Genomic DNA, 16,313 nt, shown 5'->3' with positions numbered 1-16,313 from the left:
GATAGGGCGTAGTAAAGGTTTTCTGGATCGCACGGCATCAGCGGTCGGGTATGGGGCTTGCCGGAGACGTTCTGGTGTGAAAGTACGGCTCAACGATTCACTGATACCCGGTGGGCTTGTCTCACTAGCCAGGGGTTTGAAAGCGTTGAATATCCGCATTCCAAATTTTCTGTGGCAAAAAATTCAACATTGAGTGGAGTAGACATGGGCAACGGAAACCAACACTTCGGAGATTTTCAGGTTGACATCTATAAAGCCGGATTGCGGGGGATAGTTCCTCGTTTTCCAGTTGACTTCGCCAGCCTCGAACGTCAAGCCGGCGTGATCTTGCCACCATGGATCTACAGTTACGTTGCGGGCGGCTGCGGCGACGAATTCACCCAGCGCAAGAATGTGGAGGCGTTTCAAAATTTCGGATTGGTTCCGCGAACGCTGAACGGAGGACCCAACAGAGATTTGAGTGTTTCGTTGTTTGGCCGTCAGTTGCGAGCGCCTATATTTCTTTGTCCGATTGGTGTGCTCGGTATTTGTTCTCAAGATTTCCATGGGGACTTGCGTACTGCCGAAGCTTGCGTGCAAACCGATATCCCCATGATGGTATCAACCCTGACGATGGATCCAATGGAAGACATCGCACGGACGCTTGGGACGACTCCGAAGTACTTCCAATTGTATTTCCCGAAGGATCGCGAGTTGGCATTGAGCTTTATTCGACGTGCAGAGCGCGCGGGGTTCGACGCAATATCAGTCACGCTCGATACCTGGGTAACCGGATGGCGACCGCGGGATCTGAATTTCGCAAATTTCCCTCAGTTGCGGGGGCATTGTCTCGCCAACTACTTCACGGATGAACATTTTATCCGGCGACTGAAGCAGCCACCTGAGGAAGACTTGGTTGCAGCCGCCCATGAATGGATAAATGTATTCGGTGCTCATCTGACTTGGGATGACATTCGGTGGTTACGTGAAAACACGCGACTTCCGCTGATTGTCAAAGGAATCTGCCATCCGGACGACGCTCGCCGAGCCGTCGATCATGGTGTCAACGCAATTCAGTGTTCGAACCATGGTGGACGGCAGGCGAACGGCGGGCTGTCAGCGCTTGGAATGCTGGAAGACGTTGTCAAGGCTGCGCAAGGAACACCGGTACTCTTTGATTCGGGGGTGCGTAGCGGAAGCGACGTAGTGAAAGCGCTAGCAATGGGTGCTACAAGCGTCGGGATTGGCCGCCCGTACGCGTATGCGCTAGCCGTGGGAGGTACAGAGGGCGTCGTCCACTTTCTTAAGTCAATCCTCGCTGAGGCTGACCTCCTTATGGCGATTGATGGTTATCCAACCATTGCAGACTTGAGGAACGCCGGACTGACGAAAAGTCGCTAAGCGAAGCGCTATTTTTGAGACTTTGACGTGGCCCGGGGAGCGAGGTCGGCTCTCAGCCTTAGAAGCACCTTGGAGGCATGTCAGGTGCGTCACGGCATGCCGGGAGTGCCGAATTGCGACTCCTTGCACCCACGCTTCCGGATCGCAAGGGAGCGCGGTCAAAACTTAGCTGGCCACGCAATCAATGACGACTGGAGACAAGCATGAGCGGATTTAACCTAACGATCGAAAGAGTGCGAGCGCGAGCCGTAGTGGTACCAATTGCTCGACCGGTTCGAACGGCCGTCGGGGATGTGCCGGCGGCGCCGCTGGTCCTGATTGACGTGCACACCCGAGAGGGAATCGTCGGCAGCTCCTATCTGTTTGGCTACACCCCTTTCGCGCTCGAACCACTGGTCACAATTGTCGAGCAATTTGGAAACGAGTTAGTCGGGAAAGCTGTCCTTCCGTATGAGCGCATGCGAGAGTTCCACGCCAAGCTCAGATTGCTGGGTTGTCAAGGGCTCGCCGGCATGGTGATCTCGGGGCTAGACATGGCGTTCTGGGACGCGCTAGGCAAAGCGGCGAACATGCCAGTAGTCAACCTGCTTGGGGGCAGGCCGACACCGCTCCGTGCATACGACAGCTATGGGATGGTCGACCTGGAAGCGGACGGGCAGGCGCTACTGAACTCCTGCAAACGCGGATTTCGCGGCGTCAAGATCAAGATCGGCTATGAGGAATTGGCCCGCGACTATCAGGTGGTTCGAGGTGTCCGCGATCTGATTGGGGCGGACGTCGCGCTAATGGTGGATTACAACCAGAGTCTTGACCCAGCAGAGGCGAAGCGTCGAATCGAATGTTTGCGAGAGTTTGATTTGCACTGGGTGGAAGAACCCGTTCCAGCCGAGGATGTCATCGGTCATGCCGAGGTGCGGCGTGCCGGCCACGCAAGGATTCAAACTGGAGAGAACTGGTGGTTCCCGCGCGGCATGCAGCAAGCCATCAGCGCCGGCGCATCTGACTTCGCCATGCCCGACATCATGAAAATCGGCGGTGTCACCGGCTGGATGCAGGCGGCCGCACTGGCAGAGGCTGCTTCATTGCCGCTTTCGAGTCATCTCTTCGTGGAAGCCAGCGCCCATGTACTTGCGGTTAGCCCCACGTTCCACTGGCTGGAATACCTCGACTTTGCAGGCGGAATACTGCAGGAGCGTCTCTTACCCGTTGATGGCATGGTTACGGCCCGGGGGCCGGGACTGGGGATGGCCTGGAATGAAGACGCCGTGAAGGAATTTTCGATCTAAAAGGACTATTGATCAAAAACGTCGCCGAAATCTTTTCCTTGATTGCGCCGAAGGTCAGGCCTTCGGTCTTGCGATTACTCTTTGCACGCTTGATATAAAAGGCTCCTATCTATGGCCGTTGAGGTAATGCCCTGTCGCGCGGCGGTTCCGGTAAATCGTGGCATGCTCACCGTTTCGATCATGCTTGCGACGCTAATGCAGACGCTCGACAGCACCATTGCGAACGTCGCGTTGCCGCATATGCAGGGAAGTTTGTCGGCGTCCCAAGATGAGATCACATGGGTGCTGACCTCCTATATTGTGGCTGCGGCGATTGCTATGCCTCTCACGGGCTGGCTCTCTGAGCGTCTGAGTATCAAGCGTGTCCTCGCTATATCGATCACGGGATTCACGGTGGCTTCAGCATTTTGTGGACTATCGGAAACTTTGAGTCAGATCGTTGCCTCACGTTTGCTGCAGGGCCTCTTCGGCGCGTCGCTCGTGCCGCTTTCGCAATCAATTTTGCTCGACATAAATCCACGCGAAAAGCAGGGGCAGGCGATGGCGGTATGGGGCATGGGGGTGATGGTGGGTCCGATCCTAGGCCCGACGCTTGGCGGCTGGTTGACCGACAGTTACAACTGGCGATGGGTATTTTTTATCAACTTGCCAATCGGCGCGTTCGCGCTCTTTGGTGTGTTGACCTTTCTACCAAGGCAGGCGCGCAAACTCGAAACTCGCTTTGACGCCTTCGGATTCGTGATGCTTAGCATTGCAATCGGTGCGTTCCAGGCAATGCTTGATCGCGGCGAGCAACTGGACTGGTTCGACTCGCTGGAAATTCGTATCGAAGCGCTGCTTGCGGTGCTGAGCTTCGTTTTTTTCCTGGCGCACACCGCTACCGCAGGGCCAAAGTCGTTCTTTCGATATCAATTGTTCAAAAATGCGAACTTCGCCACCGGCGCGTGTTTCATATTCGTTGTCGGGGGGGTGATGTATGCGACGCGTGCGCTGCTTCCACCGATGCTGCAGAACCTGATGGGTTATCCCGTGGCGACGACCGGGCTTGTAACTGCGCCAAGCGGGGTCGGCACAATGGTAGCCTTGCTGTTCGCTGGTCGGTTGCTGAACCGGATCGACGCCCGATTTTTGCTCGTTGCAGGCTTTCTGACCTCAGCGTTTGCGCTTTGGCAAATGATGCATTATACGATCACGCTGTCAGTGTCGGATATCGTATGGCCCGGCGTGATCCAAGGTTTCGGCCTTGGACTTGTCTTTGTACCGCTTAGTGCCCTGACATTCTCCACTCTCGCCCCGGCATTGCGAGCTGACGGCACTGCAGCCTATGCCCTGATGCGCAATATGGGCAGCAGTATTGGCATTTCGATTATGCAGACGTTGATCACGCGCAACACGCAGGTTGCGCACGCTGATCTCGCCGCCAATGTGAACGTCTTCAACCCGTCAATGCAACCGATACTCGCGAGCGGGTCGACCTACGACTTCGCACTGCTCAATCAGTCGGTCACGCAGCAAGCTTCGATGATCGCCTATCTGGACGACTTTAAGTTAATGTTTGCTGCGACGTTCCTGGTCGTTCCACTAGTGCTGTTGATACGACCGGCGAAAAGTACGGAAGACGACACGGTCGGGCATGCCGCAATGGAGTAGGCCACTAGCATCTCCCGAGTGATACCAGGGAGCCGCGTCCACGCCCTGACGATAGTGCGCAATGGTTCGCGTCGAAATGCCGGTGGTCTAAATGTCAGGGCGAGGGTGTACGCCCTCGCCGCGTAAATGCCATGTCTGCCCGTCGGCAGACTCCGCTTGGCTTAAGCATCGACACCGCTGCGTTCGGTCTGGCAGGACAACTTTGACGGACAATTGCATCAGGAGGAGGCTGAATGGAACTTGGTCTGAGGGGGCGCCGGGCGCTAGTTTGCGGCGCCAGCAAAGGTCTGGGCCGTGCCTGTGCGTTGGCACTGGCGGAGGCGGGCGTGGAGGTAACGATGGTCGCCCGCGGCGAGGCCGCCCTGCGCGCGACGGCCGAGGATATTGCCGAGTGCACCGGCGCGAAGGTGCAGGCGGTGGCATGCGACATCACCACGGCCGCAGGGCGCGAGCGGGCGCTGACGGAGCTGTCCGCGCCGGACATCGTGATCACCAATGCAGGCGGTCCGGCCCCGGGTGACTTCCGGCAGTGGACGCGCGAAGACTGGATCGCGGCGCTTGAGGCCAACATGCTATCGCCCATTGAGTTGATGCGCGCGACGGTGGACGGGATGATCGAGCGGCGCTTCGGGCGGATCGTAAACATCACCTCGGCGGCGGTGAAGGCTCCCATCGACGTGCTTGGACTATCCAACGGGGCGCGCATGGGTCTGACGGGATTCGTCGCCGGCCTGGCGCGCAAAACCGTGCGGCACAACGTGACCATCAACAACCTGTTGCCCGGCTACTTCGATACCGACCGTTTCTCCGCGTTCATCGAGGCGCGCGCTCGGGCGCGCCATGCGTCGCCCGCGGAGACGCGGCAGGCGGAAATGGAGGCGACGCCGGCCGGGCGCTTTGGCGACCCCGCGGAATTCGGCGCTGCCTGCGCATTTCTGGTCAGCGCCCACGCCGGCTACATCACCGGTCAGAATTTGTTGATCGACGGCGGGGCCTACCCCGGAACATTCTGAGAGCACACGATCCCATGGGCTTCTTGGCACCGGCGACGGGCGGCATGTCGATGTCGCACAATATGTTCTGGAAGGCCTGTGGGTGTCGCTCAACGCGTGTTCGACTGCCGCATTTGATGAGGCCTGAGTCCGTCAAACGGGGTTCGTTCACACGCCGCGCGGAAGAACAAGCAGAGCGTGACCACTATACATTTGAAGCGACTTTTGCGTTCGAGCACGTTCGCAACGAGAGCGAGATGAATTGGTTCGAAGGGGCCAACTGTAGCGCGTTTTGGCCATCGCTAATCCCGTAACCTTGCCGATCTACCGACCTACGTCACTTAGGAGTCTGATGTATTTATAGACCGTAGTGACCGTGGACCCGGGCACGTGCGTTCAAAACGGGCCAGCGCATTTACGTCTAACACTTTAAGGCCCCCATATTCGATCGAGATCAATTTTTCCTGTTCGAGCAAAATGAGCGCCTGATTCACACGCTGCCTGGATAGACCAACTATATAAGCGAGCTCCTGCTGCGTAATGCGCAGTCCGTCACCGCTGCCGGGAAACAGCCTCGGATTGAAAAGCTGTGACAGACATCGCGCGACGTTCTCATCAGGACCGTTCAGGCGATCACTTTCATGCGAGCCCATAAATTGCGAGAGCCGTTCGTTCAACTGATCCATCACGAAGCGGTTGAATCCAATTGAGTTGTTTAGGAGATCGAAAAATATTTCGATGGGCAACGCTGCGACAACGCTTTGACGCAGTGCTCGCACGCTGTATCGATAGGTTTCGCGTTTCAGTACGGTTCCTTCGCCGAACCACCCTCCCGGCGGCAAGCCGGCAAACGTCACGGTGTGTCCGTTGCGATCTGTATTGGACATCTTAACCAATCCGTTGATCACGCCGATCCAGTGCCTTACTGGCTCGCCCAATTCGCAAATCAGGCCACTGGGCCCGATATCGAAAGACTGAAGCGCGCTCGTCGCTTTGTCGAGGAGATGGGGTTCCACTGCCCGCAGCCACGCAATGCGGCCGATCTCGTCGACGGTTGGCTTTCTATGCACGCCCAGGGCGTGTCGCCGATTCATCTGCTTGTCTCCCCAATTTGCTTGGAAGGCCTGAAGCCGTGCCTGCACCTAATTGTCATCGAAACGCGAGGCGGATGTCAAAGATGTAGCCGGGGTAAGGGACATTTTTCGTAGTGAACGCCACCCTCCCGTCCACGTAACCAGGGCCGTCGACGTGCGTGGCCATATCTTCCATCCCGGACTATCGCTCACGCTGGTCGGTTGGAAGCAAACCGCACCTGCCAACAATGTGGCAACTGTATGAGCAAGCGGGCTACAGGGTTTGTCCCATAGCATGCGTCATTGTCGCCACGGCAAATATAAATTATATTTTGACTGCGGACCGCCCATGAGGCGCATATGACCGGACACGGCTTTTGCCGCAGAGCACGAGGCTGCGCAGTAGTCCCAACGAGGGCGATCTCAAGGATTTCCGACATGCAACGATCACGACAGATTTCCGGTAGGGCCGTCCATGGCGGAGCGGCTGCGTCGATTCGCTTTGGGCGACATATCTGGCGAAGATAAGCGCGGTCACCCGACACTAGGGGGCAACACCGCATTGCCCGCTGGAGCTATTCGGCATCGACAGACAACAATTATTGGAGACATACCGTGACTAACCCAGCGCTGTCGCGCGCGACTGCCAAGGTCGAACGCCGGCTCATACCGTTCCTCATGCTCATTTACCTCGTGGCCTTTCTGGACAGGGCGAATGTCGCATTTGTAAAGGTGGATCTGCAAACCTACGCAGGAATATCCGAGAGCGCGTTTGCTCTCGGCGCGGGCCTCTTTTTTATTACCTACGCGCTGCTCGAAGTGCCGAGCACGATGATGATGCACAAGATGGGAGCACGATTCTGGATTTCGCGGATCATGGTGACTTGGGGACTGGCAAGCGCCGCGCTGATGTTCACCAAAGGCCCGCTTTCTTTCTACGGTTTCCGGCTTTTGCTGGGAGCGGCCGAAGCCGGACTGTTCCCTGCAGCGATCTATTACATGGGCCGCTGGTTTCCGGATGAGTCCCGCGGAAAGGCGCTGGGCTATTTTCTGGGAATTGCCGGGCCTCTGGGCCTCGTCGTCGGGGGACCACTATCAGGGCTATTGCTAGGTCTGGACGGGTTTCTTTCGCTCGCAGGCTGGCAATGGATGTTCTTGATCGAAGGTCTGGCAGCCTGTGTGGTTGGGGTCTGGGCATACTGGTATATGGATGACACTCCGGCCGAGGCGCGCTGGCTGTCCGAGGAAGAGCGCTCCGCGCTAGTCAATCATCTCGCGCTTGAGGCATCCTCAAAGAAAGGGGAGAGTACGGCAGGAAACTGGACGGAGATCCTTGGCGACTCGAAGGTGTGGCGGGCAACGGCCATCCAATTTTTTGCGGTAATCGCCATCTTCGGCACCTTGTTCTATCTGCCGTCCCAGGTCTCTGCATTGCTTGGCAAAAAGATGGGGCTGGAGGTCGGCCTGGTTTCTGCTATTCCTTGGGCCCTCGGATGCGCCGCGTGCATCTGGTTGCCGGCCCTTGCGGACAGGATCAACCGCCATCGTGTCATGTCAGTGACCCTGCTTTCAATGGCCGGCCTGTCGCTTGCTCTCTCAGCGTATGGCAGTCCATTGATGCGCATGATCTTGCTTTGTATCGCGGTCGCTTCGCTCGTGACTGTGGGTCCGATCTACTGGAGCTTCCTCCCCAGGTATCTGACGGGAGCAGCGGCTGCGCGCGGCCTGGGGTTTGCAAGCTCTCTCGGGATTGTTGGTGCGTTCATCGCACCGAACCTGCGCGCTCAAGTATCCCAGGCGATGGGCGACCCGATATACGGTTTGTTTGCGATTGCCTTTGCTGCTCTGGTCGCTGCCATTTGCGTCTCGACCTTGCCGTGGCCCGTTAATAGGACGCGGTCGAGAGTTCAGGTGAGAGGCGTCGCCTCGACGCAGCCCGCCGTTGAGAAACCGGGGGGTTGATAACAGGCAGGGACGTCAATTGCCGATGCCCAGTGAGACAAAGGATCATCGAATGAACGAGCAAATCTCAAAGTGTTTTGAGGCGTTTAACTACGCACGCTTCCGCGCTCAGCCGCCGTTGGGCGAGAGGGCAGCACGCGGGTACCGGCGATCTCCGAAGAATCGCCGGAAAGGTCCCCCGGAACGACGTTCGTCACGCCCGAATCGTCAGCGGGCAGCGGGGCAAGAAGCTCCTGCTTGCGAAGGTACATTTCGAGTTCGAACGTCGTCGGCGATCTACGCAATAGGCTATCTCGACGTTCGTGTTCCCGACAGACAGCACGCGCGCGTTGCGCATGCTCGCCTCCCGGCCGTCAGAATATAGCGGCCGTCTCTACTTTTTTTCGATCCAATCTATGACTGCCTTGGACACCACCATGAAAATAGTTGTACTAGATGACTTTCAGGACGCGGTGCGTCATCTCGATGCGTTCGCTAGGCTGCAGGAGAGTTTGCCAGACGCCGACATTGTCATATACCGCGATTCGGCCCAATCCGTGGACGCGCTGGTTGCGCGTCTAGCGGATGCCGACGTCGTCGTGTTGATCCGCGAGCGCTCGCGGATCGAGCGCGAAGTGATCGAGCGCCTGCCGCGATTGCGCGTGATCGTGCAAACGGGGTTCGTTGCCCGCGATTCCACCGCGCATGTTGACGTCGGGGCGTGTGAGGCGCGCGGCATCGCGATCCTCGAAGGCGAGGGCGAGTCCATTTCAGCCGCCGAACTGACATGGGCGCTCGTCCTCGCGGCGCGTCGGCGGCTGCCTCAGTACGTTCGACATCTGCAACACGGCCGCTGGCAATGCACCGGCCTTGAGGGGGGCTCTTTCCCTGCGAACTTCGGCATTGGCGTTTCGCTGCACGGCGACACGCTGGGCATCTGGGGATACGGGCGTATTGGCACGATACTCGCACGCTATGGTACCGCTTTTGGCATGAAAGTCCTGGTGTGGGGCAGCGAGCGCTCGCGTGCGGCAGCCCTCGCCGACCGGTATGAAGCGGCGGACTCGCGTGAGGCATTTTTCGAGCGGTCGGATGTATTGTCCGTGAACCTGCGACAACGCGATTCGACGCTCGCCATCGTGACCTTCGAGGACCTCTCCCGCATGAAGCCCACGAGTCTTTTTGTGAACACCAGTCGTGCGGGTTTGGTCGCGCCCGGCGCGCTCGCTCGTGCCCTGGAGCGGGGTCGTCCCGGGATGGCGGCGCTCGACGTCTACGACACGGAGCCGCTGCCGCAAGACGATCCGCTGCTGAGCTCGGAGCGGTGCGTGTGTTCACCGCATATCGGATATGTCGAGAAGAAAGGCTACGAGCTGCTGTTCGGCTCTGTCTTCGCCAAGCTGATCGACTATCTGCGCGAGAAGAATAGCGACTAGCCGCGGACCCGTAGCGGAATCCGTAACGGAGGCCCCTCGTACCGCCCTTACCCTGGTTACCGCAAACGGCCTGCTGTCCCTGCGACGTTCGACGGCTGATGAGATAGCCGGTGCGCGAGTCGGATATCTCGCAGACGCATGTGCTGTTGCACGGTCATGAAGAAGCGGCCGTCGGCGATGCGGGCAACAGTGGGCTCAAAAGCGCGAGGAGATGACGCACCCGGCAAAATCGCATGTGGCGATGTGGCGCCGCCAACTCAGGAGGATGGCTGCTGGTACGCCTCGCAAACGGATGCTCGACGCGCTCCCGGATCGCTTCGGCGCGCCAACCCGGTGCGGAGCCGACCCCGAGATCGTCGCCCTGGTATGGATCGTCTGTTCGTTTCACAAGCCCCTGTTGCTGGATAACACCCTTTCTCAAATCGTCGCCGTTCGCGGAGTGTACGCACGCATCAGCGAGTCGATTCGCCACTTGCAGCAACGCCGCACGACAGTACCGATGAAAAAGCAGATGACACGGTCGGCGTCCAAGGTGGTGAACTGAGTCTAAGTGAAGCGCAGCGACAGTGTCGCTGAAATGCGCGAAACCGCGCGGCGAAGGCGTCAATATGGCGACGAACGACGAGGCACGAGCCTGCCGTCCGCGCGCTGTCCTCAAGGTATCAGCAGGATCTTTCCGATGTGCGCGCTGCTTTCTAGAAGCGCGTGGGCTTGCGGCGCCTGTGCAAACGTGAAGGTAGTGTGGGTCACGGCGCGAAGCTGGCCGGTTCCGAACAGTGGCCACACCTTGGTCTCGAGTGCCCGGCACAGCCCCCCCTTCTCCTCGATGGAGGACGAGCGCAGGCTGGAACCGGTGACGGTGAGGCGCTTAAGCAAAACCTGCGTAAGGTCGACCTCTGCATTGCTGCCGCCAACCAGCCCGACGAACACCAAACGTCCCGACCGTTTGAGCAGCTTGAGCTCGCGCTCCACGTACGGCCGGCCGACGAGATCGAGAATGACGTCGACGCCCTGGCCACCGGTGAATGCAAGCGCGGCGTCATGGAAGTCCTCGGTGCGGTAGTTGATCGCGCGGTCCGCACCCAGCGACAGGCACGCGGCGCACTTGGCGTCGCTGCCGGCCGTCGCCAGCACGGTGGCGCCAAAGGCCTTGGCCAACATGATCGTCGTGACGCCGATGCCGCTGGAGCCACCTTGCACAAGTAGCACTTCCCCCGCCTCCAGATGCGCCCGTTCAATGACGTTCGTCCACACTGTGCAGAACGTCTCGGGCAGGCCTGCTGCGTCGATCAGCGATACGCTGGGCGGTAGGGCCATGCACTGCGCTTCCGGAGCGACAGCATACTCCGCATAGCCCGCGCCGATTAGTAGTGCACAGACAAAATCGCCGGACTTCCAGCGTTGAACCCCTTCGCCCACGGCGACGACGGTGCCCGATACTTCCAGGCCTGGTACCTCGGCGGGCGCACCTGGTGGCATCGGATACGTGCCTTGACGCTGCATCACATCGGCGCGATTGACTCCGGCGGCACTGACCTTGATAAGAACTTCACCGACCTGCGGGATCGGTATCGGTCGGCGCCCGGGCACCAGCACGTCAGCATTGCCGGGCTCACGAATCTCGACGACTGCCATAGAGTCGCCGCGGGGGAGGAAATGCTTCATCAGTCCCGCCCTAGCCGATAGACGCGCCGAGCCGTTCCGCTGTAGAGGGCCGCCTTCTCGCTGGCGCTGGCGCTTGCGGTGATACGCTTGAAGGCATTCCATAGGGTGGTGTAGCCGGTCCCCAGCTTGTCGACCGGAAAGTTGCTCTCGAACATGCAGCGCTCCACGCCAAAGAGCTCAATGCAGGTTTCAATATACGGCCGCCAGTAAGTAGCCAGTGCGTCCGAGTCGGGAGGTGCCTCGAGCGCAAGATAGTCGAAGGCAGCGAGCCGCTTGACTAGGCCACCGAGTTTGACCGATACATTGGCATGCATCGCGATGTCCGCCATCGAAGCCCTCCATGCCGAGAAGACTTCATCGCGCTTGCCTGTGTAGGGGCCATACCCCAGGACGCCGCCCGCATGTCCGAGCGTGATGCTGAGCTCGGGAAAGGCCTGTGCGAGGTCGGCTACGTCCGCCAGTTGCGGATGGAACACCCACGCGTCGAACGAGAGGCCGAGGGCCTGCAGGCGGGAGATGCCGGCGCGGAAGGTGGGCTCGCGAAACAGTCCGGGCCCCTGGACCGTGGAGCTGTTGCCGATGATGCGGTCGGCGTCCCATGCCGCGCTATGCCGAATCCCGCGGAAGCGGCCGCCGCCGGCGGCAATGTGGGCCTGAAGGACCGGCTCGACGCCGGCGCCCAGCGTGAGATCGGCAAACCCGACAATCCCGGCAGCGATCCGCGTCGGTCCATAAAGGCCGCTCGCGCTCATCGCAGCAATACCGCTGACAAACTCGGTTTCCCCCACGGGCCGCATCTCCGTCGGGCCCGACGCGCGGTACATCGCAAGACATTCGAGGAAGACCGTCGCCACGACGTTGTGGCCGCCGCTTAGATCGGCAACGAGGTCGTCAATCAGGTAGCGGTTGTTGGGGACGTCCCAAAGATGGTGGTGCGTATCCACGATCGGCAACTCCGGTTCTAGCACCGGCTCGACGGGCTGCTTGCCCAGCCACTCGGGGCTGGGGGGGAAGATGCGACCGAATTGCGCACGTCCCTCCGGACGCTGGCTTGCGAAAACACCCATAAAATTGTCTCCCTGATTTGGCGATCAGCCGACAGGCCGAGAGGCTGGTCGATGCTGGACCGCAACTATTCCCGTTCTGCCGGACATTGAGACCGGACTCAATGCTTTCGGAACCAATGACAAAATATAATTTATATATATAGGGCAGCTATCCGGGTTTGCCCTCATCTCCTGCCCGGACGGGCGGTCCCGAATCGTCTTGCCGTATCGGAGTCGGTCTTTCAGACCATGAAACAAGCTCTCCACGTACCGATCTACGGCGTCTTTCCAGGCCTTGACGGTGGCATCACTGGTTTGCGACCTAAAGCAAGCACGATCCTCGCTTTCGTCGGCAGGGATCGCTGTGCAGATGCTCGCGACGGTCACGTCGGAGAGCGCTAGGACGCCAGTCACCATCGATGATGCCAACATGCGTGGGTCGAGGCCGCCTCGAGGTGCGGCGCTTTACACCGGTGCGAAGCGCACGCGCGATATAACGGCCGTTACACCCTCGAAGACGGCGCGCATCCGCATGCCCATGCGCACGCCATCGGTAGCCACATCAAGCCGCCCGCCCGTAAGCGCGCATCGCCAAGCGCTCGGTCTCAGGTGGGAATACGCACCACCTACCGTTATCGTGACGGAAGAAAAAAAGTCCAACCGGACCGGCAGCTCGCAGCACCTCGACAAATACATAGCGTCCCTGATTCGAACGCGTGCGACTGAATTGAGTCACGCGAACCGGCGTCGAAAGGGTCGGCGCAAGCCATTTATCGACCAGCAGACGTAACGAACTTTCCGCGATATTCATCGTCGCCTCCATCAAGGCCGTTGCCGTTTAGTCGATCCTCGCGCTGCACTCGACACTTGCAGCTTCGCAACGAGCGAGCGGTCTCGGCCGACTCGACACCTCGTTGTATTCGAACCGCAAGAACTTCGAAGGGGAAAAGGGCTATCACGCGGGCGCGCGCCTCTCGCTGTCCGGCCAATGTGCTTGTGCTCCACGATCTGGTTGATGTAAAATATAATTTATATTGTCGAGGGTTGCAAGCGGGTGATTTCCCCGATGTCGGACGCTTCCGGTCTCAAGCCCGCAAGTGCGGCGACCTCGCGGGACCATGTGTGCTCGCAGGTACTGTTGCTAGAGCCCGGCGGGCGGCTCTTTGCGAGAGTGGTTAAGCTCAAGTCGATTGCATCCGCCGTGCGATAACGTCAAGCTCGCTTTTCGGGCGCTTGGAGTATGGACAATGCGCGTTGATCCGATCTCATCCTGCAGGCGGCGGTCTGCGCAGCTTGGCCGTCGCTGTGGCTCGAAGGTCCGCCGCAACGCCCGCCCGGCTCGCATGCCGATGACCACTTGCGCTCGCTCTCACGCCCGAGGCGGTACGTGCTTATACTAAATTGAATTTTCGGACCCTTTTGTGCGCGATCGTGCACGGTGTATTGCACCCGCCGCGAGCGCTTCTAAATTGCAAAACCCTGCCGACCAACCATGCCGCTGACACCTGTACCCAACCGCAAGCTGCTTCACACGCGGACCATCGAAGCGAAGGGCTATGCGAGAGATGACGGTCTCTACGACCTGGAAGCTCAATTAGTTGACGTGAAGACGCACGATAAAGTCGGTCCCGCGGGCACGAGACGCGCGGGCGATCCGATCCACGGGATGTGGCTGCGCATCACGGTCGACGTGAGCCTGACCATCATGGGCGCCGAAGCATCGTTTGACGCTGTGCCCTACGAGGGACACTGCGAGCGTATCGCGCCGGACTATGGGCGTCTGGTCGGGCTAATGATCGCGCCTGGGTTCACGTCGAAGGCGAGAGAACTGCTCGGTGGTACACGCGGTTGCACGCACGTGACGGACCTCGTAGGGATTCTCGGGACGCTCGCGTTCCAGACCATCGCGAATCGCCGCGCGCGCGAAATGCAAGCGACCGTTCGCCCGTTCCAGTTAAACCGCTGCCACGCCCTTGCTGCGACCGGCGACGTCGTGCGCAACTACTACCCGAGATGGTTCGAGCCGGGCGGACCGGCGCAGAGCGAACCAACGCCAGGACGGGATTAGCTGTCGCCTACACGCCCCGGATGTTGCCGGCCAAAGTGTCAACGCGATGCTGTGGTCAAAGCGATTGCGGCATTGCACGACCGACGTCACGATGACTTTCTTTTGCCGTCCTCGCGCCACGCTGCGCAGTCCCGGAATCCTGAAGTCGAGATAGCCGTCATCGTCCCCCATCACCAGTGCGGCGGCGTCGAGAGAAAATACAGCGAAAAATCGACATGCGCTGCGGACTTCCCACGTACTCTTCGCGTAATCAGATCGACCACTTGGCGCCGAATGGTGCCACCAACGCATCGCGGCATGCCAGCAACATGCGAAACCACGGCGAAGGGGCACCGAGCGCGGCGCGCGCCAGCCATTCAATGTCGAACGATGCGCGCGTCGGAAGCGTGATCGAAAACGTCCGCGAGATGCGCCATGTCAACAGTGCCCGGCGATTCTGCTTTCCTGCAGCAGCGGGACGGTGCGGACGGCGTACCTTGTCATGCCTCATTGATCCAGTTGCGTTGACGGATGCCCCTGTCAGGCGGTTCCACGAGCGACTCATCGATGCCGCGGCGGGAGATCTTTTTACTTGAAGAAACTCTCGGAGGTTTGAGCGATCTGGTCGATCAGCCGATGCTGCCGAAGAGCGTCCTCAAAGCTGGTGGCGTCGGCCGAGCCGGTTTCCTTGTCGCGGGCGTACGCGGCATAGAGGTAGGCTACGTCCTGGGCGCTCGCATCGAGGTGCGAAACCGGCAGCGACGCGTATCTGGCAGGGATAGGCAAAGCCACGAAGGTGTCACCGTCCTTATTCATGCCCGCAATCTCGTTGTCCTCTGTGTTCTGGAAGCCGCGCGCGTTGGTAATCCGCAAAGCGCCCTCAGTACCGGTAATGTCAATCTGGAGGCCCGTACGGTGCACTTGCCCGCCTTCAAGTTGAACGGAAAAAAGTCCCCCGCCTGGCAACGTCCCAATCACCATGACCTCATTCGGACTGGTATAGCCGATCTTTTCGCCGGTCTCTGCGATGGTGGTCAGCGGGAATTGATTTTCCATGGCGGCGGTGAGCTTTGCGGGAAAGCCGACGCCGTGGAAAAGCATGTCCTGAAAATGGCCGCCGTAAATCGAGAGGACGTCGGTGAAGTTGGCAGCATCGAGAGCCCACTTTGCGAATTCCGGCATGACTTCACCGAAGGCGTCCACGCCGACCGACATGCGGACGGCCCTGATTTTCCCCACATATCCCTGTTGGACCAGATCATGCCAGTACCTGGAGCTTGGCGAAAACCGGCGCTGAAGTCCGACGACGTGCTTGACGCCCTTCGCCTCGGCCAGGGCCAGAATCTCATCGGATTCTGCCGTGGTGGTGGAGAGTGGCCATTCGGTGTAGACATCCTTGCCGGCGGCGATCGCCACTTTGGTGAGACGACCGTGCTCGGGGGTCGGAGCCAGGACCACAACCAGGTCGATATCCGGGTGAGCCACTAGCTCGTCGGCGTTATCGAAGGCATGTCCGATGTTGAATTCGTCCGCATACTTTCGCACCTTTTCCTTGTTGCGACCTGACAGTGCAACGACCTCAAAACCATCCAATGATTGAAGTGCGGGGATATGGCCGTACCTCGCCCAGCCACCAGAGCCGATGATTCCGACGTGAATTTTGCTACGCATGGTGATTCCTTTTACTGAATTCGTGAATGGATTGGATGCGCCGGCGGCGTCGCGACCGCTCTATGAGCGAGCGTGTGCGGCAGCGATATGGAACTCTCCAGCAAATCGCTGTGTGCGTCCATTCGA

General features: G+C 59.3%; 13 protein-coding genes. 8 read left to right on the top strand and 5 right to left on the bottom strand.

The genetic code is table 11. The features are described from left to right. The first annotated feature begins 204 nt into the window (after positions 1 to 204). The 4 genes from PQR54_RS25090 to PQR54_RS25075 all read left to right on the top strand — a co-directional run bounded on the left by PQR54_RS25090 (position 205) and on the right by PQR54_RS25075 (position 5,329). The gene (locus PQR54_RS25090) at positions 205 to 1,380 is read left to right on the top strand and encodes an alpha-hydroxy-acid oxidizing protein (protein WP_408250393.1); all 1,176 of its coding nucleotides are present in this window, start codon (positions 205 to 207) and stop codon (positions 1,378 to 1,380) included. Between the two features lie 203 nt (positions 1,381 to 1,583). Further along, entirely contained in the window at positions 1,584 to 2,666 is a 1,083-nt protein-coding gene (locus PQR54_RS25085) for an enolase C-terminal domain-like protein (protein WP_408250391.1), read from the top strand. 162 nt (positions 2,667 to 2,828) lie between these two features. Next, positions 2,829 to 4,316, top strand: a complete 1,488-nt coding sequence (locus PQR54_RS25080) for a DHA2 family efflux MFS transporter permease subunit (protein WP_408250389.1) — start codon at positions 2,829 to 2,831, stop codon at positions 4,314 to 4,316. Between the two features lie 233 nt (positions 4,317 to 4,549). Then, a complete protein-coding gene (locus PQR54_RS25075; protein ID WP_408250387.1) occupies positions 4,550 to 5,329 on the top strand; it encodes an SDR family oxidoreductase in 780 nt (259 codons plus the stop codon). 320 nt (positions 5,330 to 5,649) lie between these two features. Here the strand turns inward: PQR54_RS25075 and PQR54_RS25070 are convergent, their stop codons facing one another. Then, positions 5,650 to 6,402, bottom strand: coding sequence for a Crp/Fnr family transcriptional regulator (locus tag PQR54_RS25070; RefSeq protein ID WP_408250385.1), 753 nt, complete (start codon positions 6,400 to 6,402; stop codon positions 5,650 to 5,652). A gap of 594 nt (positions 6,403 to 6,996) precedes the next feature. Here PQR54_RS25070 and PQR54_RS25065 point away from each other — a divergent pair. From PQR54_RS25065 to PQR54_RS25055, 3 genes are all read left to right on the top strand, one after another. Further along, on the top strand, positions 6,997 to 8,343 hold the full coding sequence (locus PQR54_RS25065; RefSeq protein WP_408250383.1) for an MFS transporter: 1,347 nt from the start codon (positions 6,997 to 6,999) through the stop codon (positions 8,341 to 8,343). A gap of 416 nt (positions 8,344 to 8,759) precedes the next feature. Beyond that, entirely contained in the window at positions 8,760 to 9,758 is a 999-nt protein-coding gene (locus tag PQR54_RS25060; RefSeq protein ID WP_408250381.1) for a D-2-hydroxyacid dehydrogenase family protein, read from the top strand. Between the two features lie 211 nt (positions 9,759 to 9,969). After that, a complete protein-coding gene (locus PQR54_RS25055; RefSeq protein ID WP_408250380.1) occupies positions 9,970 to 10,302 on the top strand; it encodes a hypothetical protein in 333 nt (110 codons plus the stop codon). Between the two features lie 110 nt (positions 10,303 to 10,412). Here the strand turns inward: PQR54_RS25055 and PQR54_RS25050 are convergent, their stop codons facing one another. The 3 genes from PQR54_RS25050 to PQR54_RS25040 form a co-directional block, all read right to left on the bottom strand. Continuing rightward, positions 10,413 to 11,423: an NAD(P)H-quinone oxidoreductase gene (locus PQR54_RS25050; protein ID WP_408250378.1), complete on the bottom strand. Its 1,011-nt coding sequence runs from the start codon at positions 11,421 to 11,423 to the stop codon at positions 10,413 to 10,415. Beyond that, positions 11,423 to 12,490 carry an amidohydrolase family protein gene (locus PQR54_RS25045; RefSeq protein ID WP_408250376.1) on the bottom strand — a complete coding sequence of 356 codons (1,068 nt, stop codon included), beginning with the start codon at positions 12,488 to 12,490 and terminating at the stop codon, positions 11,423 to 11,425. Before PQR54_RS25045 ends, PQR54_RS25050 begins: the two co-directional genes overlap by 1 nt. 541 nt (positions 12,491 to 13,031) lie before the next feature. Next, on the bottom strand, positions 13,032 to 13,280 hold the full coding sequence (locus PQR54_RS25040; RefSeq protein WP_408250374.1) for a hypothetical protein: 249 nt from the start codon (positions 13,278 to 13,280) through the stop codon (positions 13,032 to 13,034). Between the two features lie 681 nt (positions 13,281 to 13,961). On the opposite strand from PQR54_RS25040, the gene PQR54_RS25035 reads away from it, so the two are divergent. Continuing rightward, the gene (locus PQR54_RS25035) at positions 13,962 to 14,537 is read left to right on the top strand and encodes a DUF2889 domain-containing protein (protein WP_408250372.1); all 576 of its coding nucleotides are present in this window, start codon (positions 13,962 to 13,964) and stop codon (positions 14,535 to 14,537) included. A gap of 567 nt (positions 14,538 to 15,104) precedes the next feature. Here the strand turns inward: PQR54_RS25035 and PQR54_RS25030 are convergent. Continuing rightward, positions 15,105 to 16,187 carry a Gfo/Idh/MocA family protein gene (locus PQR54_RS25030; RefSeq protein ID WP_408250371.1) on the bottom strand — a complete coding sequence of 361 codons (1,083 nt, stop codon included), beginning with the start codon at positions 16,185 to 16,187 and terminating at the stop codon, positions 15,105 to 15,107. Positions 16,188 to 16,313: the final 126 nt, after the last annotated feature.

It is taken from the genome of Paraburkholderia phytofirmans, assembly GCF_046028095.1.
Taxonomy (GTDB): domain Bacteria; phylum Pseudomonadota; class Gammaproteobacteria; order Burkholderiales; family Burkholderiaceae; genus Paraburkholderia; species Paraburkholderia phytofirmans_A.
This window is presented reverse-complemented; position numbering and strand designations above follow the sequence as displayed.

What these genes read in the sequence shown, in the direction of transcription:
- PQR54_RS25085 (WP_408250391.1), top strand. Translation starts at nt 1,584, where the DNA reads ATGAGCGGATTTAACCTAACGATCGAAAGAGTGCGAGCGCGAGCCGTA.
- PQR54_RS25080 (WP_408250389.1), top strand. Translation starts at nt 2,829, where the DNA reads ATGCTCACCGTTTCGATCATGCTTGCGACGCTAATGCAGACGCTCGAC.
- PQR54_RS25035 (WP_408250372.1), top strand. Translation starts at nt 13,962, where the DNA reads ATGCCGCTGACACCTGTACCCAACCGCAAGCTGCTTCACACGCGGACC.
- PQR54_RS25060 (WP_408250381.1), top strand. Translation starts at nt 8,760, where the DNA reads ATGAAAATAGTTGTACTAGATGACTTTCAGGACGCGGTGCGTCATCTC.
- PQR54_RS25090 (WP_408250393.1), top strand. Translation starts at nt 205, where the DNA reads ATGGGCAACGGAAACCAACACTTCGGAGATTTTCAGGTTGACATCTAT.
- PQR54_RS25030 (WP_408250371.1), bottom strand. Translation starts at nt 16,187, where the DNA reads ATGCGTAGCAAAATTCACGTCGGAATCATCGGCTCTGGTGGCTGGGCG.
- PQR54_RS25050 (WP_408250378.1), bottom strand. Translation starts at nt 11,423, where the DNA reads ATGAAGCATTTCCTCCCCCGCGGCGACTCTATGGCAGTCGTCGAGATT.
- PQR54_RS25070 (WP_408250385.1), bottom strand. Translation starts at nt 6,402, where the DNA reads ATGAATCGGCGACACGCCCTGGGCGTGCATAGAAAGCCAACCGTCGAC.
- PQR54_RS25045 (WP_408250376.1), bottom strand. Translation starts at nt 12,490, where the DNA reads ATGGGTGTTTTCGCAAGCCAGCGTCCGGAGGGACGTGCGCAATTCGGT.
- PQR54_RS25040 (WP_408250374.1), bottom strand. Translation starts at nt 13,280, where the DNA reads ATGAATATCGCGGAAAGTTCGTTACGTCTGCTGGTCGATAAATGGCTT.
- PQR54_RS25075 (WP_408250387.1), top strand. Translation starts at nt 4,550, where the DNA reads ATGGAACTTGGTCTGAGGGGGCGCCGGGCGCTAGTTTGCGGCGCCAGC.
- PQR54_RS25055 (WP_408250380.1), top strand. Translation starts at nt 9,970, where the DNA reads ATGACGCACCCGGCAAAATCGCATGTGGCGATGTGGCGCCGCCAACTC.